Raw genomic sequence first — 26,872 nt, forward strand, 5'->3', positions numbered from 1 at the left:
GTTTAGGATTTTACTTCTGTTTACTTTTGATAAATAGCTCATGATTTCACCTACCTTCCTCTACTGTAAATAATATCTTCTCATCCATATAGAGATACCGATTCGAGATAAGAGAATGTACACAGTACCCAGAAACAGGGCGACAAAAACATAAGGAAATACAGTATTACCCACAAAATATAATTTCTCTATGCCTATAAGATTATTGATAAAGTTCTGGGGCATGAAGACCATCACTTTTTCAATCAGCGCCCCCCTCCCCATCTGATAAGTATTTACGAGATAAAAATAAATCAGTGAAAGTGCTAATACCAGTTTCCCTCTTTTAAAAACCACTGACAAAAACAGGATAAGATGCGTCACGACAAGTGTGGAAAAGTATCCCATGGAAATATAGAGTAACCCCTCTTGAAGCTGATTCATAGAATAAAATGTAATTGTTCCGATTTGAACCGAAGAGTCCCAGCCGTGCAGCGTATACACTGCGGTAATAAACAGCAGTATGATCGCAATATACACAAAATAGGCTATCGTAGAAAACACACAAGCGGCACCAAGCTTGTAGCTGAGCAGCCTCCTCCTGCTCTCCTTGGTGGATAAGGTCACCTTGTCAATTCCTTTGCTGCTGTTTTTGGAGAATCCCTCGCATAGGATAAAGGCCAAGAACATGAAGAAAAGGTAGATCGTATTTAATAAACCTATTTTCAGGTACTCCCAGCCACTATCGTATTTGAATAAAAATGGGGTGGGTACTTTTTGCATTTTCTGGGATATGATTTCGATTTGTTTCTCTGTATAAGGAAATAGATTTTGTTCAGTGGATAAATATTCGGTAAAACTGCCCTTCCAATCTACATAAAAATTGGCGAGCTGCTCATCCGTTAAATTTAAGCTGTTATCGAGAACACGGTACTTTATATATGGAAAGTTCAGTTCCCAGTTCAGCGCATCGTGAGGAAAAGTTAATCTTTTTCCCAACTTGCGATCTGTATCCACTTCGCCTTCAATATAAGGTTTGTCCACGCTGTTTTCGTAGTTTTGTTTCATTTGTAATAAATAATCCGTCGTCATCGTGCCCTCAACCGTGCGCTCCCTTAAAATTTTCCAGCCTCCAAGACCGCTATGTATGGTTCCCTCATCATCCAAGACATCTATACTCTTGGCGGTTTGAATCCAGGGGATCAGAATAATAGTGAGAAAGAGTAGGCTGATAATTACTGTATTTTTATTTAATATTTTTTTCAGTTCTAATGGAATGAAATTACGCATGGCTCCCACTCCCTAAGTAGATGTAGTAATCTTCCAGCGTGGGCTCGCATACGATTGCGCCTGATTCCTTTTCTCCCAAGTAACGGACATTAACAACGTTTTCTTCCTGCCGGATCCGTACGATCAGGTGCTTCTTTTTAAAGGAGGCCAGTCGCTCTCTGTCCATCTCCTCAGTAAATACTTTTCCTTTAATCCCGGATAACATCTTTTGCACATTACCTTGCTCTTTAATTTTCCCCTGATTTAGGATGATCACATTGGTGGTAATTGCTTCGATATCCGAAATAATGTGGGTAGAAAACAAGATGATCTTGTCCTGTCCCATTTCGCTTATGATGTTTGAAAAACGGATTCGCTCATGGGGGTCAAGCCCAGCGGTGGGCTCGTCAAAAATTAATATCTTCGGATCGTTAATAATGGCTTGGGCAATGCCCACCCGCCTTTTCATCCCTCCGGAAAAGGTTTTGACCTTTTTATTAGCAACATTCTCCAGGTTGACAAACTGTAATACCTCTGGAACTTTGTGCTTCAGTTCTTTTTTTGACAACCCCTTCAGTGCTCCCATATATTCCAGATATTCTGTTGCTGTAAACGCGGAATAAACCTCGAAATCCTGGGGAATATATCCCACAAGATTCCGGTAGTCGTCGTTCATATGGAAGATATCCTTGCCGTTAAAGGTAACCTTACCACTAGTTTGATGGTCAACTGCCACAAGAATTCTCATCAAGGTGCTTTTCCCTGCCCCATTATCACCCAAAAGCCCATACACACCTTCAGGCAATGTAAAATTTAGTTCACTGATTGCCCGTTTCATTCCAAATGTTCTTGTTAAATTCTCCGCTTTAATTTCCATCGCTAATTTCCTCTCTCAATTGATATACGTCTCCTTCCGAGAGAACTTTCCATTCTTCTCCCGTAGACTTTCTACCTAACAGGAGGTTGGTATATTCTCCGTCCAGCTTTTTCACTTCCCATGCGAACAGATTTTCATTTTCGAATCCTGCTATGATACCTGTTTTTTCTTCCTTGTATAGAATATTTTGGATTCTTGGATCATCAGTGTTTCCCCTAGTGCCATTGTCCGCTGGTTCGGGAAACCGATCTGAATTTTCTCTCATGTATGCATCAACTGTTTTGTAGATGCCTGTTATATCCTCGATAGAAAGAGATGGAACTTCTATTGTTGGCCTAATTGATGACTCTTTTCTTCCTTGCTCCCGATAAGTTCTTTCATTTTTTTTCCTCCCTTCATCAAGACGTTTGTCCAAGGCAATATCCTCAAAAGTCCTTTTATCATCTAGCGTTGCATCCTTTGGAGTTTCCTCATTGCCCGGACTCTTATTCTCTGACTTTACATCCTTCGGATTATTATCTAAGATAATTAAATCCTCTGAGATGGTTTTATCATCCTGTATGCTTGCATATTCTGAGTAGCTGCTTCGATTTTGGAAGTAGAGGCTTCCTCCAATCAAAATGGTTATAGTTAATACAAACATTATGATTTTTTTCACTAAGACACCTCCATTTTTAATATGTAATTCTACATTTTATCGTTTATTTCAACTGACTTAATTTTCCGTATAAATTTAAAGTATCCCTAATCTGAGCCTGATCTGGATGACTAATGTCCTCTAATGGCGCCCCCATGACGATGACTATATACTCACGGTTATTCACTAACCCAAGTGTTGCCCAACATTGTCCAGCAGCAGATGTAGTTCCCGATTTACCTCCAATAATTTTGAAGCCGATTTGCTGATCTTCATTAAGGTACTTCAGTACCGTCGATTCTAACAGAATCCCTTCTGGATGGTCTGTTGTTGATGTCGTCAGGTATGTCTCTTGAGTAAACATCTTTTTAAAATCCTCGTTAGCTAATGCATAATCCAAAAGCTTTCCCACGTCTGAAGCGGTTGTATACTGATTGTCATCATGAAGGCCCTCAGGACTAGTGAAATGTGTACCATTTAAGCTGAATTCAGCGGCTTTATCATTCATCATCAGAACAAAATTTTCCACACTTCCCGCAACATGGACAGCTAAAGTGTTTGCCGCTTCACCGCCAGAAGTGAGAAGCGTCCCATATAACAAGTCTTGGTAGGTAACCTCCTCATCTTCGCAAAATCCGGCCATAGAAGAGTTACTTGCAAGAAGCTCGCCGAACGTTCTCCGGTCTACCGGCGCGATTACAGATAAGTCATCAACATGCTCAAGGGTGACAATTGCGGTCATAATTTTTGTCAGTGAAGCAGGATAAACCTTGGCTCCCGCACTTTCTTCGTAAATGGCTTGATCAGACTCTCTGTCATAGACATAAATATATGGACTGGCATAAGTGTTCTGTCCAAAGAATGGCAAGACCTTTTGTGAATCTAAATTCAGTTTACTTGCTGTTCCTATTAGCACTCCGAGAAGAACAATTGTGAATACTGATATTCTTACTAACTTGGGTTTCCTGTTCTTTAGCTTGCTACGTTCACCTTTCTCCATTTCCATTTTCTCCCTATTCTTCTTGGTACAAAGTATAGATTCAACACCTTAAAAATCTAGGTGTGTAGATCTTAAATTTTTCTTAAATAAATGGTTTGGCTTTGCTATTCTTCTCTGCTTCATTAGTATCCTGCCGTACACGAACTTCAACCGAGCGTTATATATATAATGTTTCAAATAAATAGTGACATCAAAAAAATATCATCTAAATATTTTACTGCAATGTTGGTATTGCCTAACGTTGATTCTTTCTTTGTAAATCACTCATATATCCCTTAATATGCTCTAATAACAAACCAGTAAATTTTAAGAATAAAAAAATATGATGTCACTATTTTAAGATTGATATATTGTAATTTAGCAATTATAATAAACACAACCTACTATATGAAAGGTGAATGAAATGAAAAAACTGCCTAGAATCAGTCAAAAAGAACAAGATGTGTTATTGGTTTTTTGGCGAGATGGCGGAAATTTAACCGCATCAGCCATCGCAGATAAAGGGGACGGATTGGGTATTAATACCGTTCAAGCAGCGGTTCGGAATTTATTGAAAAAGGAATATATTGAAATTTCTGACATTGTATATAGTGGCACCGTATTAACAAGAAGTTATAAGCCTGTTATAAGTGCAGAACAATATGCTGCATATCAGTTGCAAATTTTAAAAATAAATGCTAAGAATTTTTCAGTATCGAACTTTGTAGAACATTTTAAAGAAAATAATGAGTTAGATTGTTTAAAAGAATTGAAGTAGTTATGCAAATCCAAGTTTAATCTCACCGTAGTTAAAGATAAAATTCATATAGGACGAGTATGAAAACTGAAAAATTAAGTATGTCAAGCATTTTGTTGATATACTATATAGACATCTGTTTATTCCTTCTTCAAGAATTACAACAATACAGGAGTATCAGATGTTTTTCCATTTTCACCTTTTGGACACTTTGTCAAGCACTGATTACTGCTTTGAGCTCTTTATATTATTTTAACAACTCACCAGCAAGAGCAGGCTCTTTAATGAATCCTTTATAGTTGTCTGCTTGAATGTCATACAGCTCCGCATATATTTTATTATTGCTAATCAGAAAATCATGATCCCCCACAGCGTCTACTTTTCCTTCGTGTATTACAATTATTTGATCAATATTTTTTATATTAGTGAATCTATGAGTAATAATTATATTAATCCTCTCTGTTTTTTTGTTTACCATATTTTCAAAGACTTCACTTTCTGTCTTAGCATCTAAAGCTGCTGTTGGTTCATCAAATACCATAACGTCTGCTTCCCGGACGAAACTTCTTGAGATAGCAAGTCTTTGCCATTGTCCTGTTGAAATATCCTCACTATTTTCCCATCCAATCAATAATTTTGTATCAAATTTCCTATTCAATTCATTAATAAAATCATGTGCTTGACCTAAGACGGAAGCTTCTATTATAACTGGCATATTGTTAATATTATCAACCATTGAAATTCCAATATTTTCTCTTATTGTAAGCGGAAACTTCACAAAATCCTGGAACATCGCGCTCATTTTCTCGAAATAGGCTTTCTTGTCGTACATAGTTCTATTAATGCCATTGATTAATATCTCGCCTTTTGTTGGTGCATATAACCCTAAAATGAGCTTGATCAACGTAGTTTTTCCACTTCCGTTATATCCGACAACTGCATAATCAAATCCTTTTTTTAATGTCAAATTTATATCTTCTAATATATGGTTACATGAGCTTGGATATTTAAAATAAACTCCTATAAACTCAATTGAATCCACGACAAAATCCTTTATTAAATCCTCACTAACTTCCTCGCTTTTTATTGAATTTATTTTGTTTAACCTTTCAAAGCTCAATAAATACAAACAATTTTCATATAGTGTCAAAGCACAGCTTATTAAATTGATCAAAGCATTTTGCAGCTTGGTAGCAGTTTCAATACTCATTATGATCACACCGATTGACAGTTTACTCATAATACCATTAACAACTATAATTATTTTCAATAAATAGGTCAGTAAATGTTGAATAGAATCACCTACTGTAGATTTTATAGTTAAAGTTCTTTTTACATTTTTATCTTGCTCAATTATCTTTTCAAAAATATTATTAATGATATTCTGTATAAAAGATATGTTGGAAAATAATTTCATTTCTTTGAAATTTTCATATGTAACTATCATATCCTTTAAAGAACTATAGTACCTAGTTTTTTCATATCGTTTATCATATACTTCAAATAACTTTGACATAGATTTTAAATTAATTATTGTACTTGGGACTATTGATAGTATGATGATAATCACTATACTTATCTGGTAAGATGCCAATATACTTATTGTACCAACGAATAAAGTCATATTCATGATAATCTCAACAATGTTATTCAAAATACCTATACTTCTCACTGTTGACTCGTCATTTGTTTTTTGGATGTCATTATGTAGTCTTGGATCTTCGAAATCTTGCATTTCCATGCTGTCTACAATTTCAATAGTTTTATTTGTTATATACTTATCAACTAATACAGTATAAATTTCCTTTACATAATTTGTAGTTTTATTAATAATTAATTTTATTAGTACAATAATGAAATGAAGAAGAAAGAGATATATTATGATAATATAATCTTTGGTGTCATTTATTAAAAGAGAACCTATTTGATCTATTATATGCTGCCATACAATTAAGTTTATGATATCAGGTAAAGCCATAACAGAACTTAAGACTAAAATTAATATGAAGTATTTTTTTGAAGAGGCGAATAATACGCTTAGAGTAGTTTTTATAATAGCAAAGTAGTTACTAAAGTGTCTAAAATTGTTGAATTTCTTCATCTCAATTATCCTCCAGTATTAATTGTGTTCTAAGTACTAAGGACGTGACTAAACCCTGAAGAATAATGTGGTATGGTTATTGTATTTCAATATAGGTCATAGCCTTCTGAAGAGTAACTCCAGTCTAACAACCTTAGATTTGAATACAACAGTGTCTTCGTCGGTATTGGACGAAGACACTGTTGTATTGTGAAACTCAATTTCTTGCCGCGTCGGAGTTATACGCGTTGTTTACAGAACCGACGCAAGAGCAATTACAATCAGGTTCTGAAATTTTATTAACTGAATAGTTCGTTAATTGAGAATTACACATACTGCTGGTTTGTAAAACTAGTTTCTTGCTGCGTCTTGGTTAGCCGCTTCATTTACTGAACCGATGCAAGAGCATTGACAACCAGTTCCTGAAACCTTAGTAGCTGCTTGGTTCGCTAATTTAGAGTTACACACACATGGCGCACGAAAAGCTATGCTCTCATTGTCAATAGCTTGCTGTTGATATGGATTCATAATTTTCAGCATATTCTCACCTCCTTTCATTATGTATTTATCCAGGTTTAAATGAGAACAATTAAACCGAGAAATCAATTGTTATAAAAGAACATCTTCATTAAAGATTGCTAACTGTTCCGGTGATGTCCTAAGTAAGTTGTGATAATTCCTTAAACTACGTTCTGTTGTACTTCTATAATATTCACACTCTGCAAGATCAGGTTCCCTGACTCCCGAAGAATCCATTCTGTCTACATAACAACTACTACAAAGTTTAGCAGCCCAACAATCAGAGCAAATATTTTCCCAAACTTCGGAAAATTCATAAACATATTTTTTATAAATCTTTTCCTCAATAATCCCTTGATTTATATCTCCTATTGAAGGACTGTTTCCTATCCTTTCACATGCGAGAAAATCGCCATCTGCGGAAACAAATAATCGTCGGGATCCAACAACACAACAACCGTTCATTGGCACAAAATTAGTAGCTCTTTTTGTTACACTTCTTTTATGAATTCTGTCAAGTGAATTAAAGATAGTTTGTTCTTTAATTTCTTCCAAATTGCTAGTAATACTGATTTGCTTATCCTGCCATTGTCGTAGCGATTGGTCATTATAATCGGAGCTTTTAAGCAATTCTTCAGGCACAGTACCAGGACCGGCATAACCTAATTGATATCGGAAATCTTCATGAGTAAAATCTAAATTTGTAAAAAAGTCATCTATTTGAGAAACCTTTTCTTCGCTAAACGGAGGCATGTACACCGCATTTGCACTTATGTGCATTTCTTTACCATTTTTTCTAGCTACACTATTTAATAATTTGAATTTCTTGAAAACGTCATCAAATGAGCCTGAGCCATTCTTATAAACTCGATACATATCATGTATTTCTTTGGGACCATCAATGCTACAAAGAATAGATAAATTGTCAACGGTAGAAAAATATTCAGCCATTTTGGGGGTTAATACAGACAAGTTAGTAGTAAAAGAAAATTGTATAGTCCTTCCTGCTAAAGCAACCTTCGAGTATTCAATAACTTCTTTTAATAGCTCGAATTCAAGTAAAGGCTCTCCACCATAAAAAGTAATAGAAACTTCCTGCTGATCCCCATAAAGTTTCATGTAATCAATAGATTTAAGCGCCGTATCAGATGACATTCTTTTTGAAGTAAACGCCCGATTGTGAGGATACCCATCATGATATATACAATAGCGACAACGCATGTTGCATTTTCCAGTTAATTCCAAAATGAGTTGCGTTGTCCCTGTATTCATTTCATTTTTTATATACTCTAGGGATATGTCATTATATAAGTGCTTAATTTTGAATCCTTTGAATAAATCCTCCTCATTAATTGAAGTCATTAATTCATCTACATTAACGTTGTGAGCATAAATATATTGATTTAATTCATCTAAGCTTTTATTAGAGGAAATTAACAATTCAAATAACTGAGCTATATCATTGTCAAGCATCACAACCTTACTTGTACCACTATCGTAGAAGTAGTAAAAGTTATGTTCAGAGAATATCTTCCCTATGGAAAGTGCTGTTTGTGCTGGTTTTTCTTTTTTGTATTCTTGGATGTAATTAAAGAGTTCTGAAAAGTTTTCGAAGTTATCTTTATATAAATCCATTTCATTACCTCCTGCCATTAAAATACAACTCTTGAATATTATTATAGTAACATATTAAAAAAATATCAACACATTATTTTTTTAATATGTTACTTTTTGGTCTTACCACATCTAGGTTATGAAGTTTAGTAGGCGAAAACTCTACTTGATAAGACTAAACCGAGCCCCATATTTTAATAGACAACTTCGCATAGAAACCTGCAACACTCTAAATCAAAAAAGAGCAGCATAAGCGCTGCTCTTTTTTGCTAGGCTAGAATCGGAGTCTTAATACTTGAATTCATACGAATAGGAGTTTATTGTCTCCAGAACCGTACTATATTCCACAAATTTTGTTATATGTACCACCCGGTAGGTATTCCCGGAATTGACATAGTTAAACCCGTTCGAAGCATGTTAGCCCATGCTCGAGAAAGACTGGGTCCAAGACTTCACATCAGACCATTGATTGCTGCTGTTTTACCTCTTTTGTAGGGTGAGAGTAATAGAAGTATCATAATCCGTATAATTCTTTATTGTTCTCCCACTCTCAATAGTCAGCGAAACAGATGTCACCGAGATATACTATAAAGGGTATTATTATCTTCTCCTGTACAGCAGGTTCAGCATATTCTACTCTCTAAGGTCATGCAAATAAAGATTTCTTCGTAATTTCCCTCTATTTTTTTCTTATGCAGATGTTTCTTCATACTCCACTTCCGCCATTCTTAAGAAGCAGCTTCATTGCTCTGCGCCTGGCTCTGGTCAAATAGGATCTAATATTCACCGCTTGGACATCCATAGAAGCAGCAAGCTTGTGATCACTCCATTCAAGAATGTACTTGTTATACAATAAAGTCTGATCCCGTTCTGATAACTCACTGAGTATCTTGGCAATCTCTGTGTAATCCTCCTTGAGGCTATACATCTCCTCGATGCTAGGCTGCTTGTCGGCTATTTGCTCTATACTGTCAGCGGTTATCCCTGAAGAGGTATGATTCAGATGTCTTTTGCGCTGCTTCGCATGATTAATACTAGTATTATGTACGGTATGGACCAGATAGGATACTTGTTTATGCAGGTCTAGGGAACGCAATAATGCGGCTTTACTGATTAGTCTGACGAAGGACTCCTGTATCATATCATCAACAACATCATAGTCCTGCAAGATCTCATAAGCCTTCTTTTTCATAATAGGATAATACCTATCGTATAGCTCTGTTAGAAATACAACATCCTCGTTAACTTCTACAGTAGATAGGATGGTGAAGAACATGAATATTTTCACTCCCTTTAATTTACATTATAATACATAATAATAGTTGATAAACCTTATTTTGGAAGTGATGTATGATTCACAATATATGCTACTAGAAGCATTCAGCGAAACAAAAAGACCACTAGAAATAGCTATATTTAAAAAATAAAAAAAACTTGTAAAATTGCTGGAAGCAATCTTACAAGTTTTTTCGATATACCGGTGAGAGGACTCGAACCTCCACGGTTTCCCTCTCGATTTTGAGTCGAGCGCGTCTGCCATTCCGCCACACCGGCAAAGTATTAAGTTAAAATATGGCGCGCCCTGAGAGATTCGAACTCCCGGCCTTTTGATTCGTAGTCAAACGCTCTATCCAGCTGAGCTAAGGGCGCAAAATTTATATGGAGCGGACGACGGGAATCGAACCCGCGACCCTCGCCTTGGCAAGGCGATGCTCTACCGCTGAGCCACGTCCGCACACGGTATGTATTGATGTCCGACTCACTAAAGAAGTGAGCCATGAAGGACTCGAACCTTCGACACCCTGATTAAAAGTCAGGTGCTCTACCAACTGAGCTAATGGCTCATAAAGCAAGAAAATGGCGGAACCGACGGGATTCGAACCCGCGGTCTCCTGCGTGACAGGCAGGCATGTTAGGCCAACTACACCACGGTTCCAGAAGAATAATTGCTTAATGAAAATTGGTTGCGGGGGCAGGATTTGAACCTGCGACCTTCGGGTTATGAGCCCGACGAGCTACCGGGCTGCTCCACCCCGCGTCAGTAAAAAGTATTAATTCCCTTGGATCCCCCGGAAAGTATCCGGATTCCTCAGTGAAGCATTAACTTCACTTTTAGGGATGTGTTATGGTGGAGGCTGAGGGGATCGAACCCCCGACCCTCTGCTTGTAAGGCAGATGCTCTCCCAGCTGAGCTAAGCCTCCATGTAAAGAAGCAACTTAATTATCATAACACAATCAAAACTGTAATGCAACCATTTTTTCTAGAAGTCTAATGTTGTTTCAAGAAGAAATGGTGACCCGTATGGGATTCGAACCCATGTTACCTCCGTGAAAGGGAGGTGTCTTAACCCCTTGACCAACGGGCCGTTTTAAAAACAAATTGTTTTGACAACAAAAAAGATTATATCATGTATTATTAAGTATAGCAATACCTAAACTAATTATTTTTCTTTTTACTCTTCCTAGGTAATAGATTGATATGAAGCTTTTGAGATATTATCTCAACGATTTCACCTATAGTTCTATCATTCGTGTCTAGATGCTGCTTAAATACCTCGTGATCAAGCCCTCTGATGCACCTGTCGATCTGCTGAGCAGCCCAAGAGTCTTTTCCTTCACTCTAATGCTTAATCTCTTAAGCAAGGTCTCTCGGGAGGCACACAAACTAAAATGATAAAGCTCAATACCTCCATCCATTAACTTGCTGATGATTTCCCTGCAATAATCCGGATTCACTAGGGTCATAGGTACGATAATTATTCCATCATATTCGCTAGCTATGTTTTTCTTCGATAAATTTCATTTGCGGTTTCTGTCTTCCCTGGACCAAAAGCACCATTGATCCATATAATCATGATCATTTGCCTCCATGAACTAATTTTCATTCAAAAACCACTTCACAGTGATTGCCTATCCTTATAATAAACTGCTAAACATCGTACAACAAAAAGACCACTGTCGAATACTCAACAGTGGTCTTGCGTGCTTGGCAACGTCCTACTCTCCCAGGACCCTTCGGTCCAAGTACCATCGGCGCTGGAGGGCTTAACGGTCGTGTTCGGGATGGGTACGCGTGGAACCCCTCCGCTATCGCCACCAAACATGCGTCTGTGAAACAGACGCTGCCGCGTGAAATTCGGTTCATCACCAGAAGTGACAATGAATTTCTAAGCGTATTTCAGGCTTGATGCCTGAAAACTGAATCCGAAACGAATCTGCATTCTAAGTATAGGATAAGCCCTCGACCGATTAGTATTGGTCAGCTCCATGCATTGCTGCACTTCCACCTCCAACCTATCTACCTCGTCGTCTTCAAGGGGTCTTACTAATTGGGAAATCTCATCTTGAGGGGGGCTTCACGCTTAGATGCTTTCAGCGCTTATCCCGTCCGTACGTAGCTACCCAGCCATGCTCCTGGCGGAACAACTGGTGCACCAGCGGTACGTCCATCCCGGTCCTCTCGTACTAAGGACAGCTCCTCTCAAATTTCCTGCGCCCACGACAGATAGGGACCGAACTGTCTCACGACGTTCTGAACCCAGCTCGCGTACCGCTTTAATGGGCGAACAGCCCAACCCTTGGGACCTACTTCAGCCCCAGGATGCGATGAGCCGACATCGAGGTGCCAAACCTCCCCGTCGATGTGGACTCTTGGGGGAGATAAGCCTGTTATCCCCAGGGTAGCTTTTATCCGTTGAGCGATGGCCCTTCCATGCGGTACCACCGGATCACTAAGTCCGACTTTCGTCCCTGCTCGACTTGTAGGTCTCGCAGTCAAGCTCCCTTATGCCTTTGCACTCTGCGAATGATTTCCAACCATTCTGAGGGAACCTTGGAACGCCTCCGTTACTCTTTAGGAGGCGACCGCCCCAGTCAAACTGCCCGCCTGACACGGTCCCCGTACCCGGTAAGGGTACTAGGTTAGAACCTAGATACGATCAGGGTGGTATCCCAACGGCGCCTCCACCGAAGCTTGCGCTCCGATTTCTACGGCTCCCACCTATCCTGTACAGATCGTACCCAAATTCAATATCAAGCTGCAGTAAAGCTCCATGGGGTCTTTCCGTCTTGTCGCGGGTAACCTGCATCTTCACAGGTATTAAAATTTCACCGGATCTCTCGTTGAGACAGCGCCCAAGTCGTTACGCCATTCGTGCGGGTCAGAATTTACCTGACAAGGAATTTCGCTACCTTAGGACCGTTATAGTTACGGCCGCCGTTTACTGGGGCTTCGGTTCATAGCTTCGGGTTACCCCTAACCACTCCCCTTAACCTTCCAGCACCGGGCAGGCGTCAGCCCGTATACTTCGCCTTGCGGCTTCGCACAGACCTGTGTTTTTGCTAAACAGTCGCTTGGGCCTTTTCACTGCGGCCCCCTCGTGCTATTCACACTACCGGGGCACCCCTTCTCCCGAAGTTACGGGGTCATTTTGCCGAGTTCCTTAACGAGAGTTCTTCCGCGCGCCTTAGAATTCTCTTCTCGCCTACCTGTGTCGGTTTGCGGTACGGGCACCTTCTCCTGGCTAGAGGCTTTTCTTGGCAGTGTGAGATCATGACCTTCGCTACTATAATTTTCGCTCCCCATCACAGCCCAGCCTTAACGATGTGCGGATTTGCCTACACATCAGCCTCACTGCTTAGACGGACATCCATCAGTCCGCGTCACTACCCTCCTGCGTCACCCCATCGCTCATAGCGGATTACGGTGGTACAGTAATTTCAAACTGTTGTCCTTCGACTACGCCTTTCGGCCTCGCCTTAGGTCCCGACTTACCCTGAGCGGACGAGCCTTCCTCAGGAAACCTTGGGCTTTCGGCGGATCAGATTCTCACTGATCTTTTCGTTACTCATACCGGCATTCTCACTTGTGTAGTGTCCAGCGCTCTTTTCAGTACACCTTCAACCCCTACACAACGCTCCCCTACCCCAGATACATACGTATCTAGCCATAGCTTCGGTGGTGTGTTTAGCCCCGTTACATTTTCGGCGCAGAGTCACTCGACCAGTGAGCTATTACGCACTCTTTCAATGGTGGCTGCTTCTAAGCCAACATCCTGGTTGTCTGTGCAACTCCACATCCTTTCCCACTTAACACACACTTGGGGACCTTAGCTGATGGTCTGGGCTGTTTCCCTTTTGACAATGGATCTTAGCACTCACTGTCTGACTCCCGGCAATAAGTATATGGCATTCGGAGTTTGACTGAGCTTGGTAATCCTTGCGGACCCCGCACCCAATCAGTGCTCTACCTCCACTACTCTTATACCGAGGCTAGCCCTAAAGCTATTTCGGGGAGAACCAGCTATCTCCGAGTTCGATTGGAATTTCTCCGCTACCCCCACCTCATCCCCGCACTTTTCAACGTACGTGGGTTCGGGCCTCCAGTGCGTGTTACCGCACCTTCACCCTGGACAGGGGTAGATCACACGGTTTCGGGTCTACGTCCACATACTCATTCGCCCTATTCAGACTCGCTTTCGCTGCGGCTCCACCTTCTCGGCTTAACCTTGCATGTTAAACGTAACTCGCCGGTTCATTCTACAAAAGGCACGCCATCACCCATTAATAGGGCTCTGACTTTTTGTAAGCACACGGTTTCAGGTTCTATTTCACTCCCCTTCCGGGGTGCTTTTCACCTTTCCCTCACGGTACTGTTTCACTATCGGTCGCCAGGTAGTATTTAGCCTTAGCAGATGGTCCTGCTGGATTCATACGGGGTTTCACGTGCCCCGCACTACTCGGGATCCGTCTCGGAGAGAACACAGTTTAGGTTACAGGGCTTTTACCTCTATCGCGGGCCTTTCCAGACCTCTTCACCTACCATATTCCTTTGTAACTCCATGTGAGACGTCCCACAACCCCTAAGAGCAAGCTCTTAGGTTTAGGCTGTTCCGCGTTCGCTCGCCGCTACTGACGGAATCACTATTGTTTTCTCTTCCTCAGGGTACTTAGATGTTTCAGTTCCCCTGGTCTGCCTCTACATTTCCTATGTATTCAGAAATGAGTAACTGCGAATTACCACAGCTGGGTTTCCCCATTCGGACACCCCCGGATCAAAGCTTGCTTACAGCTCCCCGAGGCAGTTTCGTTGTTCGCCACGTCCTTCGTCGGCTCCTGGCGCCTAGGCATCCTCCGTGTGCTCTTATTAGCTTAACCTTGATTTTTCCGTAGAAAAATATCATACGATGACATTCTCTTTGGAATCATCTCACTAATAACATTTACTTGTTTGCACAAGTTGCTAAAAGATGTTCTAAAACGCAAATTCGTTTCGGTATCCAGTTTTCAAGGATCAAGTCTTACTTGAGAGCTTAAACTCTCAAAACTGAGCAACGAGTGAGTAACAGGCCTAAACCTGAGTTTTGGAAGCTGAGCTTCCGATTTGAATGTCCTCATTGCAGAGAACGATTCTCCATAGAAAGGAGGTGATCCAGCCGCACCTTCCGATACGGCTACCTTGTTACGACTTCACCCCAATCATCTACCCCACCTTCGGCGGCTGGCTCCCTTGCGGGTTACCCCACCGACTTCGGGTGTTGTAAACTCTCGTGGTGTGACGGGCGGTGTGTACAAGACCCGGGAACGTATTCACCGCGGCATGCTGATCCGCGATTACTAGCAATTCCGACTTCATGCAGGCGAGTTGCAGCCTGCAATCCGAACTGAGACCGGCTTTGATGGGATTGGCTCCACCTCGCGGCTTCGCTTCCCGTTGTACCGGCCATTGTAGTACGTGTGTAGCCCAGGTCATAAGGGGCATGATGATTTGACGTCATCCCCACCTTCCTCCGGTTTGTCACCGGCAGTCACTCTAGAGTGCCCAGCATTACCTGCTGGCAACTAAAGTTAAGGGTTGCGCTCGTTGCGGGACTTAACCCAACATCTCACGACACGAGCTGACGACAACCATGCACCACCTGTCTCCTCTGTCCCGAAGGCCGCTGCTATCTCTAGCAGATTCAGAGGGATGTCAAGACCTGGTAAGGTTCTTCGCGTTGCTTCGAATTAAACCACATACTCCACTGCTTGTGCGGGTCCCCGTCAATTCCTTTGAGTTTCAGTCTTGCGACCGTACTCCCCAGGCGGAGTGCTTACTGTGTTAACTTCGGCACCAAGGGTATCGAAACCCCTAACACCTAGCACTCATCGTTTACGGCGTGGACTACCAGGGTATCTAATCCTGTTTGCTCCCCACGCTTTCGCGCCTCAGCGTCAGTTACAGCCCAGAAAGTCGCCTTCGCCACTGGTGTTCCTCCACATATCTACGCATTTCACCGCTACACGTGGAATTCCACTTTCCTCTTCTGTACTCAAGCCACCCAGTTTCCAGTGCGACCTCAGGTTGAGCCCAAGGTTTAAACACCAGACTTAAATAGCCGCCTGCGCGCGCTTTACGCCCAATAATTCCGGACAACGCTTGCCCCCTACGTATTACCGCGGCTGCTGGCACGTAGTTAGCCGGGGCTTTCTTCTCAGGTACCGTCACTCCGGTAGCAGTTACTCTACCGGACGTTCTTCCCTGGCAACAGAGCTTTACGATCCGAAAACCTTCATCACTCACGCGGCGTTGCTCCGTCAGGCTTTCGCCCATTGCGGAAGATTCCCTACTGCTGCCTCCCGTAGGAGTCTGGGCCGTGTCTCAGTCCCAGTGTGGCCGTTCACCCTCTCAGGTCGGCTACGCATCGTCGCCTTGGTGGGCCGTTACCCCACCAACTAGCTAATGCGCCGCAGGCCCATCCCTCAGTGACAGATTGCTCCGTCTTTCATTCTTCTCTCAGGAGAAAAAAGAAATTATCCGGTATTAGCTACCGTTTCCGGTAGTTATCCCAGTCTGAAGGGCAGGTTGCCTACGTGTTACTCACCCGTCCGCCGCTAAGTTACTTTGAAAGCAAGCTTTCAAAGTAACTCCGCTCGACTTGCATGTATTAGGCACGCCGCCAGCGTTCGTCCTGAGCCAGGATCAAACTCTCCAATTAGTATTGAAAAGAGCGATATGCTCATTTTGAAACATCTGACGAGAAAATTAATTCTCTAATTTTGGATTTCACTTACGTGATTTCCTACTCACTCGTTGTTCAGTTTCCAAAGATCAAATTCTCGCTGGCGCCGTTTAATGTCTCAGCAGCAACTCTTATAATATATCATGCTTTCTGATTTATTGCAACTCTTTTTTTTCAAAGTTCTTTGCAATCTAATTCAGATTAACATTCACCAACCGAAAGCTTTATAGTTCATCTTTGCGACTGGATTTATAATGTACCATATATCCCTATATAAAAACAATACTTAAAAATTTATATTTTATAAATAAGTGCTTTTGCCCCACTTTATTTAACATCTTTTATCCCTATTTACCTATAAAAAAACGTGTAGATTCTAAGGATACAGAATCTACACGTAAGTCAAACAACGGCTTAATATATAAATTTATTAGTTTGAAATCCAAGGATTTCTACGTTTTTTAGTACTCGCTGCTGAACCTTGAGATTTCGTAGCAGTTTTGCTTTTCTTGCTACTAGGTTGACCTGAGGTCTTTGCTTTTTTGCCTGTTGCTGTTTCCTTTGCTACATTCCCCTTATTCTTGAGAGAAGCGTTAGAAGTTGACTCATCAGTCTCTGTTCTAGCCGTTTCGGGAGATTCCTGCACGAACGCTTCAGGTTCTTGAATTTCCGGCACCCGATTATGCTGCGAATAATTACCTATCCCTGGATACTGCGGATTGGATGGAATATTAGAGTTATCCGGTCCACCAAATGCTCCAAGCGTAGAAGTAGGTACCATTCCCTGATTAGGCATTCCTGCTCCATATGCGGAAAAAGCGTTTGGATTCCCATATTCAGGATAGGTGTTATATACAGGCATGTCATATGAATAAGTTTGCACTGGTTGAATATGCACGCCTCCGCACCCACAAGTTGGCCAAGGAAGGTTCGGCGTCTGTCCTCCATATTGAGGAACAGCATACGGGGAGAAATCCCCGCCAACATTCATGCCAGCAACATTAGCCTCCATCGGATTCCACTGTCCTGGACTCATATTAGGGGCAGCATTGAGATTCCATTGCTCTGGGCTTATGTTTGGCGCGGCATTTGGATTCCATTGTTCTGGGCTTATGTTTGGCGCGGCATTTGGATTCCACTGTTCCGGGCTTATGTTTGGCGCGGCATTTGGATTCCACTGTTCTGGGCTTATGTTTGGCGCGGCATTTGGATTCCATTGTTCTGGACTCATATTAGAATACATATTGCCCGAAAAATAACATGGTGAAATACATTCTGGTGCATAAGCCATTGGCTGAACATAACTTGGTGCCCAGTTCATGTTCATATTAGGGCTATTTTGATATGAATCATAGAGATAAGGATTTCCTCCCAGTCCCGGGTATCCGTTGGAATTGTCCCATGAGCAATCATTGTCTGCTTTCTTCTCAGCTTTAGGTGCTTCTTGTTGAGCAACCGGCTCTTGATTTGGAACCGTAATCTGAACAAATAAACTCTGCATTTCAATTTCTTGCACAGGAGCAACTTCCATTTGCATATTAGGCGCAGGATTGGGTGCAATGTTTTGTGTATTAATAGGGGCGATGTTTAGCGATGGGTGTGGTGCAGAATTAGATTCAGGTGAGATATTTGTCGCTGGTTTAGGTGCTGGTTTAGCTTCTGGCTTTATTTCTGGTTTGGTCTCTGGTTTAGTTTCCGGTTTAGGTGTAGGCACTACCTCAGCAGCAGGCTGTTCTTTGGGACCTGTATATTCCTTGCCACCCACCTGCGTTTTCTCTGACGCATTAGACGGTGTATACCCAGGCTGTGTCGGTGAGGTATTGGATACTTTTTTTGGAATATTTACTACTTCCCCTAGCATAAGTACATTTGGATTCTTTAGTTGGGGATTGGCCTCAACCATATCCTTTAAAGGAATTCCCCAGGCTTTAGATAATTTCCACAAGGTATCTCCTTGTTTAACGGTGTGCTTGTAGTAAACTTCACTGTTCTCCGGTACGGATACTGGGGCCGTAGGTATTTTTACTTTGTCTCCAATCGCTAATACGTTCGGATTACTGATCTGCGGGTTAGCTTCAATAAGTTTTTGTAACGGCACTCCGTACTTTTGCGATAATGCATACAAACTATCGCCTTGTTTGACAATGTGTATTTTCACGTAGCATTAACCTCCTAAAAGTTTTGTGGAGTATTGCTTTCTTTACAGCTACACAGCAAAACTGACTTCGAAAGCAAACACCCTTTTCATGGAACATTGCTCTCTTACAAAGTTATATGCGGTACAGCCGCCTCCTTCGTTACTACATCTTATGCAGCCCATGGGCGAATGACATCCCCGAAATAAAAAAAATCCTTTCATGATCCATGAAAAGATTAACCGGAGACTCCCGTTTTCTTCTGCATGTATGCATAAAAGGACTTCTGATGCGTATTCAATGCTATTTACGTTGTATGATTAGTCTTTATTCCCAAACCTTATAGCCATCTTTATCAACCACATTACGGAACTCTTCGAGCAGCTTCAAAGTGATTGGACCCGCTTGTCCCTCACCAATGATCCGGCCGTCAATTTCACGTGCAGCAATAACCTCAGCAGCTGTGCCAGTGAAGAACACCTCGTCCGCTATATAAACATCATGCATTGTGAACGGTTCTTCTTTCAGTTTAATACCTAATTTCTCGCAGAGCTCAATGATCGCCAGACGGGTAATTCCTTCAAGGGCTCCCAAGTAACATGGAGGAGTGAAAACTACACCATTTTTGATGATGAAAATGTTATCGCCCGATCCCTCAGTAACATAACCTTGAGCGTTCATCATGATTGCTTCGTCGGCTTCTGCCAAGTTGGATTGGATTTTTACTAGGATATTGTTTAGGTAATTAAGCGATTTGATCTTTGGATTGAGTGCATCCGGAATATTACGGCGCTGGGATACAGAAACTGCACGAAGTCCGTTCAAATACGCTTGTTCTGGGTAAATAGCCAGTTGTTCAACGATAATAATTACACTAGCTTTTGGACAACGGCGCGGATCAAGACCTAAGTTCCCTGGTCCCCGGGAGACGATCAGTCGAATATAGCCGTTACGCATGTCGTTAAGACGAATCGTTTCAGCCATAGCTTCCAGCATCTCATCATACGTTAGCGGAATGTCCAGCATGATCGATTTTGCCGAATCATACAGTCTGTCCAAATGCTCTTTACATTTAAAAATATTGCCGTTATAGATACGGATACCTTCAAAAATACCGTCTCCATACAAAAAACCGTGATCAAAAACGGATACCTTTGCATTTTCCTTCGTTACGTGTTGTCCATCCAAATAGATCCATTGCTCAGCCATGAATTTACTGCACCTCCGCTTTCTCTTCCTCATAGGTGTATGTGGGATACGAGCCCAGAATCCTTACCTGACAGCCTAAAGCACTAATTTCTTCAATAGCCCCTGGCAGCAGAACAGATTCTATCGGTTCCAGCACATCAATATAAAAATAATAAGTACCCAGCTTCTTCTTCGTTGGTCGTGATTCAATCCGCGATAAATTCAGTTTCCGCCAGGAAAAAGCAGCAAGCACCTGATGCAAGGCACCTGGAAAATCCTCTGGCAGCGTTACTAGAACACTCGTCTTTACTCCGGTGCTGCTCCGCGGAAGATTTATCTTCTGTGGGCCGACCAGGACAAACCGTGTGTAGTTGTTGTTGTGATCTGTAATTTGCCGATCTACAATCTCCAGCCCATGCGTAGCGGCGCCAAGAGCGGTACCGATAGCAGCCCAGCCCTTGCCGGGATTGTTTTTGACGATTTCCACAGCTTCAGAGGTGCTTCCGACCGACTCCAGTTCAGCCCAAGGGGCATGCTTACGAACAAATTGCATGCATTGTGCCATTGCTACGGGATGCGAAAGGATTTTTACCATCTTGGTGAAATCCTTGTTGCCGTCTGTATCTGTGAATTCCCTTGGGTTACCGATAAGATTCTGTATCGATGGAAAAATCCATTCCGTCTGCATTGGCAGATCCACTTCATTGATGAGCCAATCGATGTGAAGACTAACTGAGCCTTCAATGGTATTTTCAATCGGAATCACGCTGTAATCGGTGGTTCCACCCGCCGTAGAGAGAAATACATCGGAAATTAACTTGTGATGCACAAGCTTTACAGGTTCACCGTTAAACAAATGCAGCAGCGCTTCGTGGGATACCGAGCCCTGCGGCAATACCGCTATTGATTTCATGACCGTACTCCTTTTATCATATCCAAAAATGATACGTTTTGCATCTCGTTTATTTCGAGCAGCTCTGTAGTCACTCCAGAAGCACAAGGTGTTAACCAGCAGGTCCGAGCGGAAATGCCATGTTCCTGCATCGTATTCTTCAAGAAGGCCTCAAGCTCACTCTTGCGGGTCTCTTGGCGATCCACTAAACATAGCAGAGTCGGTCCAGCACCGCTAAGTGCGATCCCTAAAGCACCGTGTTCAGGAGCTTCTGCAAGCAGCTTCTCCATGCCCGGTATAAGCGGTGCACGATACGGCTGATGCAGGCGATCCTGCATCGCTCTGCTAAGCAGATCAAGCCGACCTGATGCCAGCGAAGCCGTCAATAGAGAGGTTCTGCTGATGTTGTACACAGCATCACTAACTGAGATTTCTGTTGGAAGCAATCCCCGCGCTTTTGTGGTTTCCAGTTCGAATTCAGGAATAACCACCAGCACCTCAAGATTTTGTGGTGGTTCTAGCCGAACATAATCCGCATGTTCACCATCCCACACAGCAGTAATAATGCCGCCAAACAAGGAGGCACCCACATTATCGGGATGTTTCTCAAGCTGGGTAGCCATATCAAATAGCTTGCCATTATCCAGCGGAGAGCCAATCATTGTGTTCGCCGCAGCCATGCCGCCAATAATAGCTGAGGCACTGCTGCCGAGTCCGCGCGTAAGGGGAATCTCCGAGTACATCGATATCGATAATTCAGGCACCGTAACGCCTGCCTCTGCAAATACCATTTGAGCGACCTTATAGAGTAAATTGCTCTTATCCTGAGCCACTCCATTCATCTCATCACCATATAGATGAAAAACAGTCTCCTCTGCTTCCTCCATCTCAATCCAGGCATATAGCGGCAAAGCCATACCTAGAGTATCGAAGCCCGGACCAAGATTGGCAGTACTAGCAGGCACTTTAACCCTAGCTCTTCCGTAAATACTCATAACAGGTACAATCTCCTTACTATGTTTTGAAATATGAAAGTATTAGTTCAGTGACGTGGTTAACCTTCCACTCGATAATGGCTCTTGATCCGGCGGATGACTTTCAGCTCCTCGAAATGGCGCAGCACTTTGTTCATGCTTGCTTTACTAGCGTTATGAGTGACAATAATGATCTCCGCATCAGGATTATTGGGATTGGCTTGCTGAACTACTGAATCCAAACTTACATCATATTCGGCAAACACTTGAGTAATCTTAGCCAATACCCCTGCTTTATCATCAACATGCAGAAGTAAAAAGTTTTTATAAAAGATAGCTTCATCACTCTTAAGCTTTTTCTGCTTGTAAGGTACTTTTTGCTTCAATCCATTAACACCTAGTTTAAGGTTCTTAATGACAGCTACCAAATCAGCTACCACTGAGGTTGCAGTTGGCATAGCGCCCGCACCCGCACCGTAGAACATAGTCTCTCCCACTGCTTCCCCGTATACGTAAACTGCGTTGAACACGCCATTGACGGAAGCCAAGGGATGACTAGCCCGAATCAAGGTTGGCTGAACACTGATGCTGAATTCTTCATCCTGACGTTCAGCGATGCCTAACAGCTTAATTTCATATCCGAGACGTTTCGCAAAGGCGATATCCGCCTTACTCACCTGAGAAATCCCACTCACACTTACATCATGCAGCTCCACGTTAGTACGGAAACCTAAGGTTCCGAGAATCGCCATTTTGCGGGCTGCATCCAGTCCTTCCACATCCGAGGTTGGATCAGACTCTGCGTATCCCAGATCCTGCGCTTCTTTTAACACATCATTATAGGATGCGCCTTCTTGGCTCATTTTGGTTAGTATGTAATTAGTCGTTCCATTCACGATACCTATAATTTTCATAATCTTATCCGAGGAAAAGCCCTCGATAAGTGTGCGGATAATCGGAATGCCTCCTGCAACGCTAGCCTCATAAAAGACATCACATTGCTTCTCCTGCGCCTTAGCAAGAATCTCTGATCCGTGCAGCGCCATCAAATCCTTGTTCGCAGTTACGACATGTTTACCGCGTTCCAAAGCTTCAAGAATATATTCTTTGGTTCCCGCGATTCCACCCATAACTTCAACGATGACATCAATTTCAGGATCACGAATCACATCCCATGGATCTGTCGTTATTTTAGCAGGATCAACCTCGATTTCGCGTGGTTTATTAGAATTATTCACAGCTATACGTTCAATGACAATTGAAGAGCCTACCTGGCTGCTTAAATCCTCTTGATTCCCTTCCACGATACGAACTACACCTGTGCCTACTGTTCCCAGGCCCAGCAACCCCACTTTAACCGGCTTCATCTGTCTCCTCCTAAAAGTTTACGAATATAGTTCCTATCCCTGTCCAACGATTAAAGCTCGCTTCACTCCTGGAATCTCTTTCAGACTATCCAGCATCTCCCCGAGTTCCTCATTTAAGTGTGAAATTTCTACGGAGATCACCACATTTGCCCGCCCTTGCAGCGGAATACTCTGGTGAATCGTCAACACATTAGCCCCATGTCCCGCTACAGAGCCTAGTACCTTGGAAAGCATTCCAGATTCGTGCTCCAAATCCATGGAAATCGTAACGATCCGCTCCCGTTCGAGCTGATGGATCAAATGAATTCCATCCTTGTATTTATAAAAAGCGCTTCGGCTTAATCCCACCTGCTCTACACCTTCATTTACGGTCTTCGCATCCCCGGCCTCAAGCAATTGTTTAACCTGCATAGTCTTAAGTACAGCATCAGGTAATATGTCCTCCCGGACCAAATAATAGCGTTCTTTCACGAACGTCCTCACCTCAAAGACTTTTGTGTTTTCTTAGTGGACATTATATCGGAAAAAGCCTGTAAATTGCAATAACTTTATCTGGATACTCTGAGGTCGGGGAGTTAGACGCAATAAAACCCCCGGATTCCCGGGGGCAGTTGGCAATCGTATGTACACTAACTGTATGGAATCGTCGTCCCGCAATAGTCACAGATTTTATCCTGCCCTGGAAGTACTCTACTCTTAGCACCGCAACTCGGACAAACGATGGATTTGGGCAGTTGGACAGGTGGTTTAGGCCTATTCTCCGGCAATGACTGCCGCCCAGATGATGGCTGGTTCTCTGATGCCGCGGAGGGCTGTGCCCGGTCAGGATGCACAAGATTGGGCGGTTGTTTATCTAAGAGCTTAACACGTCCTTCATAATAGACAAGATCAGAAGCAAGTAACCCCCATCTCACTAAATACCGTAGGTCTCTACGTACATCATCTTCACTTTGTTTCGTGATATCAGCTAAATTACCGATATGTCTAACATCATCCACTATGATCAGCATGAGATACTTCTTGCACAGAAAATCAAAGTTTTCTGTTGCGAAGGTAGCCCTCCCTGCAAAGCTGTCCGCCGGAATTATAAAGATCAAGTAGAGGACCACCAGAATGATCAATAAAGTGAACCACTTAAAATCCCCTTTGTAGGTCCCCACGGCGAAGAGGACGGCAAGTTCCATAAAAGCTCCCATACATACATGATAGAGCAATTTATAGTTAAATGATTTCCGCTCATTCTTATAATGAGTGCTTACAAAACGAAGCATCGCAAGTACAAACCCAAGCGGAGCAAACAAATAGGCAATCGCCATGATGATTCGATCAAACACTGTCCGGTCTCGCTTGTTACGATAGCGAAGGTTATTCTCAGGCGCACGCACCAGTGCTTGTGCCCGTTTAGAATAAATAAGCTTCGGCGGCAATTTTACAAATGGGTTATCTACACGTCCTTCATAATAAACAATATCTGGAGAAAGTACTCCCTGATCTTTTAAATATTCCAAAACCTCGCGGACGTTCTCTTCACTGAATCCGCGAATATCGGATAGGCTGCCGATATGCCTTATGCCGTCCACAAGAACCAATGCGATATAGTCATTGCAAAGATAGGTGAATCCCTCTCTCCATCCTACGGCTCTAACGGATAATTTGATGGCGGGAATCCTAAACAATGCGTAGATAATCACCAGCCTGATCAAGAGTGCGACATAATCGATTTGACCGAGTAGCTTGCTAATAATGAAATAGATCGCCAATTCTACAAAGGCACCCATACACGCATGATAAAACAGGTTAATATTGCTTGCTTTGCGCTGTCTCTTGGAATGTGTAGATAATAACCGAATGGCAGCCAATATAAAGCCAACCGGAGCAAATACATACGCAAACACAATAGTCGTATAATCAAACGCCGTCCGCTCATATTCATGCTTGTACACGGGTTTTCCCGATGTCGGCGGCTGTCTGCGTATATCCAATCCACTCATTTTGTCTTTAATCCCCTTATTTATGTAATCCTATATGCGATGCAGCTAATCTATTGGTTGACGGCATTAATTGTACGGGATCTTCGTTCCACAGTAATCACAGCTTTTAGATTGGCTTGGGAGCACAGTATTCTGGGCTCCGCACCCCGGACAACGGATAGACTTAGGCAGTTGCGGTGGAGACTGAGGCTGCGCAGGTATCTGCTGCCCCGATGCTTGGGTTCTCCCCGTTCCTTCGAAGCCCGAAGTACTTCCAGGGTAACCTTGATTAGCTGCTGATGACTCTGGCGTCTGGCGCCCTTCGGATAATGCAATATCAATATTAAGCAGCCCTTTATCCTTCAGATACTGGACATCTCTTCGTACATCACTTTCACTTTGGCCTATTCGTTCAGATATACTGCCAATATGCCGGATATTCTTATTTTGAATCAGCTCTATATAAGAAGTGTTAAGCTTAGAAAGGGTATATTTAGCTTTCGCTGTCACACTGGCCAGTATAAAAGCTGGAGTCAAAAACATGATTGCAATTAAAATAAGCGTTGATACTAATTCAGAAGTTCCAAATTCCCCATTGAGCGCACTAGAAAACATGGCAATAGAAAGTTCAACAAACCCACCAATAAATACATGCATCAGCAGGTTGAGGTTAGTCGGTCTGCGGTAATTTTTGTAATGCGTTGTCATCAAACGCAACAAGGCAAGCACGAGTCCAACTGGCATCAGCAGATAAGCAGCCGCGAGAATAACATAATCAAACCCGGTACGTTCGTATTTAAGCCGGGGAACGGCTGCATTTCCTCCCGGGAGCGGTGACGGCTCTTGTAGGTTCAAACTGTTCATGTAGTAAACTCCTCCTATTTAAGTGCCGCTAATTCACGGTTACGCCGCTGAAGTGTAGACTTTATACTCTCTGACATCTCATTTACTTCTACCTGCCAGCCCTCATGTGGCTCTTGGGTCGCCAGCAGTAGCTTCACGTGATCATGTAACAGGGAAATCTGCTGCTGCAGAATATCCTCTGTAGCATATAAAGACGGTTCTGATATCGGATCACTGTACTTAAATTTTTCCTCCAACATATCTAACACGTTCACTAGCTGCTCGGATTCGGAATTCTTCCAGCTACTAGCCAGCTCACTCATTTCAGTTAATTCGTTCTGATACCGCCGAAACTTTTGTAAAGACCTTTTGGCTTGCTGTTCCCCTGCCCCAGCATTCCACCCGTAAAGCCCTATCGCGGCCAAAGTGATCGCTCCTAACACAAGAATCAGCAATTGTTCGGCTGCGTACCACAAGGCGGGTAACTCCAGCAGCCAATCGAAGAGTAAGGCCGATACAAATACGATGGCTGCATAGATTCCCGTAATGATTGCGCCGCTGATAAGAAAAGGCGGAGTCTGGTGAATGCTACTTGCCGTTCGGAGCCAAAAAATACAATAGCCATAGATTACACTTTCTGCTAGCAGAACCGCGGATAAAGAAATTATGAACCGAAACAGTGAGTCAGAGAAACCTAATCCAATAAACGAGAACACTGTCAGTACTATAGCTACCGCATAAATGATGGTAATAATGTATATATATCTCCTGCTTTTGTTCATTAGGTCCTCC

At 42.6% G+C, this 26,872-nt stretch carries 18 protein-coding genes, 8 tRNA genes and 3 rRNA genes; 1 reads left to right on the plus strand and 28 read right to left on the minus strand.

Features of this window, described 5'->3' with window-relative positions; all coding sequences use genetic code 11:
• Window positions 1-60: 60 nt before the first annotated feature.
• The 4 genes from NSQ50_RS24570 to NSQ50_RS24585 are packed head-to-tail and all read right to left on the minus strand — an operon-like array spanning window position 61 to window position 3,762.
• Window positions 61-1,269, minus strand: coding sequence for a hypothetical protein (locus NSQ50_RS24570; RefSeq protein ID WP_076148063.1), 1,209 nt, complete (start codon window positions 1,267-1,269; stop codon window positions 61-63).
• A complete protein-coding gene (locus NSQ50_RS24575) occupies window positions 1,262-2,125 on the minus strand; it encodes an ABC transporter ATP-binding protein (RefSeq protein ID WP_038573023.1) in 864 nt (287 codons plus the stop codon). Before NSQ50_RS24575 ends, NSQ50_RS24570 begins: the two co-directional genes overlap by 8 nt.
• On the minus strand, window positions 2,115-2,783 hold the full coding sequence (locus NSQ50_RS24580) for a hypothetical protein (RefSeq protein WP_038573024.1): 669 nt from the start codon (window positions 2,781-2,783) through the stop codon (window positions 2,115-2,117). The genes NSQ50_RS24575 and NSQ50_RS24580 overlap by 11 nt, the downstream gene beginning before the upstream one ends.
• Window positions 2,784-2,826: 43 nt before the next feature.
• Window positions 2,827-3,762: a D-alanyl-D-alanine carboxypeptidase family protein gene (locus NSQ50_RS24585; protein ID WP_038574794.1), complete on the minus strand. Its 936-nt coding sequence runs from the start codon at window positions 3,760-3,762 to the stop codon at window positions 2,827-2,829.
• A 403-nt stretch (window positions 3,763-4,165) separates the two neighbouring features.
• Between NSQ50_RS24585 and NSQ50_RS24590 the strand changes: the two genes are divergently transcribed.
• Window positions 4,166-4,519, plus strand: coding sequence for a BlaI/MecI/CopY family transcriptional regulator (locus tag NSQ50_RS24590; RefSeq protein WP_051491512.1), 354 nt, complete (start codon window positions 4,166-4,168; stop codon window positions 4,517-4,519).
• Window positions 4,520-4,745: 226 nt separating this feature from the next.
• Here the strand turns inward: NSQ50_RS24590 and NSQ50_RS24595 are convergent, their stop codons facing one another.
• From NSQ50_RS24595 to NSQ50_RS24710, 24 genes are all read right to left on the minus strand, one after another.
• Window positions 4,746-6,599, minus strand: coding sequence for an ATP-binding cassette domain-containing protein (locus tag NSQ50_RS24595; protein WP_038573025.1), 1,854 nt, complete (start codon window positions 6,597-6,599; stop codon window positions 4,746-4,748).
• Window positions 6,600-6,929: 330 nt separating this feature from the next.
• A complete protein-coding gene (locus NSQ50_RS24600) occupies window positions 6,930-7,118 on the minus strand; it encodes a hypothetical protein (RefSeq protein WP_036687467.1) in 189 nt (62 codons plus the stop codon).
• A 69-nt stretch (window positions 7,119-7,187) separates the two neighbouring features.
• Window positions 7,188-8,732 carry a radical SAM/SPASM domain-containing protein gene (locus NSQ50_RS24605; protein ID WP_038573026.1) on the minus strand — a complete coding sequence of 515 codons (1,545 nt, stop codon included), beginning with the start codon at window positions 8,730-8,732 and terminating at the stop codon, window positions 7,188-7,190.
• Window positions 8,733-9,417: 685 nt separating this feature from the next.
• Window positions 9,418-9,987: an RNA polymerase sigma factor gene (locus NSQ50_RS24610; protein ID WP_036687464.1), complete on the minus strand. Its 570-nt coding sequence runs from the start codon at window positions 9,985-9,987 to the stop codon at window positions 9,418-9,420.
• A 199-nt stretch (window positions 9,988-10,186) separates the two neighbouring features.
• Window positions 10,187-10,265 (minus strand) — tRNA-Leu (locus NSQ50_RS24615).
• 19 nt (window positions 10,266-10,284) lie between these two features.
• A tRNA-Arg gene (locus NSQ50_RS24620) sits at window positions 10,285-10,361 on the minus strand.
• A 10-nt stretch (window positions 10,362-10,371) separates the two neighbouring features.
• A tRNA-Gly gene (locus NSQ50_RS24625) sits at window positions 10,372-10,446 on the minus strand.
• Window positions 10,447-10,482: 36 nt separating this feature from the next.
• A tRNA-Lys gene (locus NSQ50_RS24630) sits at window positions 10,483-10,555 on the minus strand.
• Between the two features lie 14 nt (window positions 10,556-10,569).
• Window positions 10,570-10,647 (minus strand) — tRNA-Asp (locus tag NSQ50_RS24635).
• A 25-nt stretch (window positions 10,648-10,672) separates the two neighbouring features.
• Window positions 10,673-10,749, minus strand: a tRNA-Met gene (locus tag NSQ50_RS24640).
• An 88-nt stretch (window positions 10,750-10,837) separates the two neighbouring features.
• Window positions 10,838-10,913: transfer RNA gene (locus NSQ50_RS24645), tRNA-Val, on the minus strand.
• A gap of 89 nt (window positions 10,914-11,002) precedes the next feature.
• Window positions 11,003-11,077 (minus strand) — tRNA-Glu (locus NSQ50_RS24650).
• Between the two features lie 618 nt (window positions 11,078-11,695).
• A 5S ribosomal RNA gene (gene rrf, locus NSQ50_RS24655) occupies window positions 11,696-11,812 on the minus strand.
• Between the two features lie 128 nt (window positions 11,813-11,940).
• A 23S ribosomal RNA gene (locus NSQ50_RS24660) occupies window positions 11,941-14,867 on the minus strand.
• A 262-nt stretch (window positions 14,868-15,129) separates the two neighbouring features.
• A 16S ribosomal RNA gene (locus NSQ50_RS24665) occupies window positions 15,130-16,687 on the minus strand.
• The 16S, 23S and 5S rRNA genes sit together here, the layout of an rRNA operon.
• A 454-nt stretch (window positions 16,688-17,141) precedes the next feature.
• Window positions 17,142-18,869, minus strand: a complete 1,728-nt coding sequence (locus NSQ50_RS24670) for a LysM peptidoglycan-binding domain-containing protein (RefSeq protein ID WP_036685191.1) — start codon at window positions 18,867-18,869, stop codon at window positions 17,142-17,144.
• 304 nt (window positions 18,870-19,173) lie between these two features.
• On the minus strand, window positions 19,174-20,055 hold the full coding sequence (gene ilvE / locus NSQ50_RS24675) for a branched-chain-amino-acid transaminase (RefSeq protein ID WP_036685189.1): 882 nt from the start codon (window positions 20,053-20,055) through the stop codon (window positions 19,174-19,176).
• 4 nt (window positions 20,056-20,059) lie between these two features.
• Window positions 20,060-20,947, minus strand: coding sequence for a prephenate dehydratase (gene pheA / locus NSQ50_RS24680; protein WP_076224590.1), 888 nt, complete (start codon window positions 20,945-20,947; stop codon window positions 20,060-20,062).
• Window positions 20,944-21,921 carry a homoserine kinase gene (gene thrB, locus NSQ50_RS24685; RefSeq protein WP_036685186.1) on the minus strand — a complete coding sequence of 326 codons (978 nt, stop codon included), beginning with the start codon at window positions 21,919-21,921 and terminating at the stop codon, window positions 20,944-20,946. Before thrB ends, pheA begins: the two co-directional genes overlap by 4 nt.
• Before the next feature lie 59 nt (window positions 21,922-21,980).
• Complete coding sequence (locus tag NSQ50_RS24690) at window positions 21,981-23,267, minus strand: homoserine dehydrogenase (protein ID WP_036685184.1); 1,287 nt, start codon at window positions 23,265-23,267, stop codon at window positions 21,981-21,983.
• A 33-nt stretch (window positions 23,268-23,300) separates the two neighbouring features.
• A complete protein-coding gene (locus tag NSQ50_RS24695) occupies window positions 23,301-23,738 on the minus strand; it encodes an ACT domain-containing protein (protein WP_036685183.1) in 438 nt (145 codons plus the stop codon).
• 158 nt (window positions 23,739-23,896) lie between these two features.
• Window positions 23,897-25,258, minus strand: coding sequence for a hypothetical protein (locus NSQ50_RS24700; RefSeq protein ID WP_076224592.1), 1,362 nt, complete (start codon window positions 25,256-25,258; stop codon window positions 23,897-23,899).
• A 66-nt stretch (window positions 25,259-25,324) separates the two neighbouring features.
• The gene (locus NSQ50_RS24705; RefSeq protein ID WP_076224594.1) at window positions 25,325-26,101 is read right to left on the minus strand and encodes a hypothetical protein; all 777 of its coding nucleotides are present in this window, start codon (window positions 26,099-26,101) and stop codon (window positions 25,325-25,327) included.
• Window positions 26,102-26,115: 14 nt separating this feature from the next.
• Window positions 26,116-26,862: a hypothetical protein gene (locus tag NSQ50_RS24710; RefSeq protein WP_038573032.1), complete on the minus strand. Its 747-nt coding sequence runs from the start codon at window positions 26,860-26,862 to the stop codon at window positions 26,116-26,118.
• Between the last annotated feature and the right edge of the window lie 10 nt (window positions 26,863-26,872).

This window comes from Paenibacillus sp. FSL R10-2788 (assembly GCF_038003885.1).
Classification (GTDB): domain Bacteria; phylum Bacillota; class Bacilli; order Paenibacillales; family Paenibacillaceae; genus Paenibacillus_AQ; species Paenibacillus_AQ odorifer.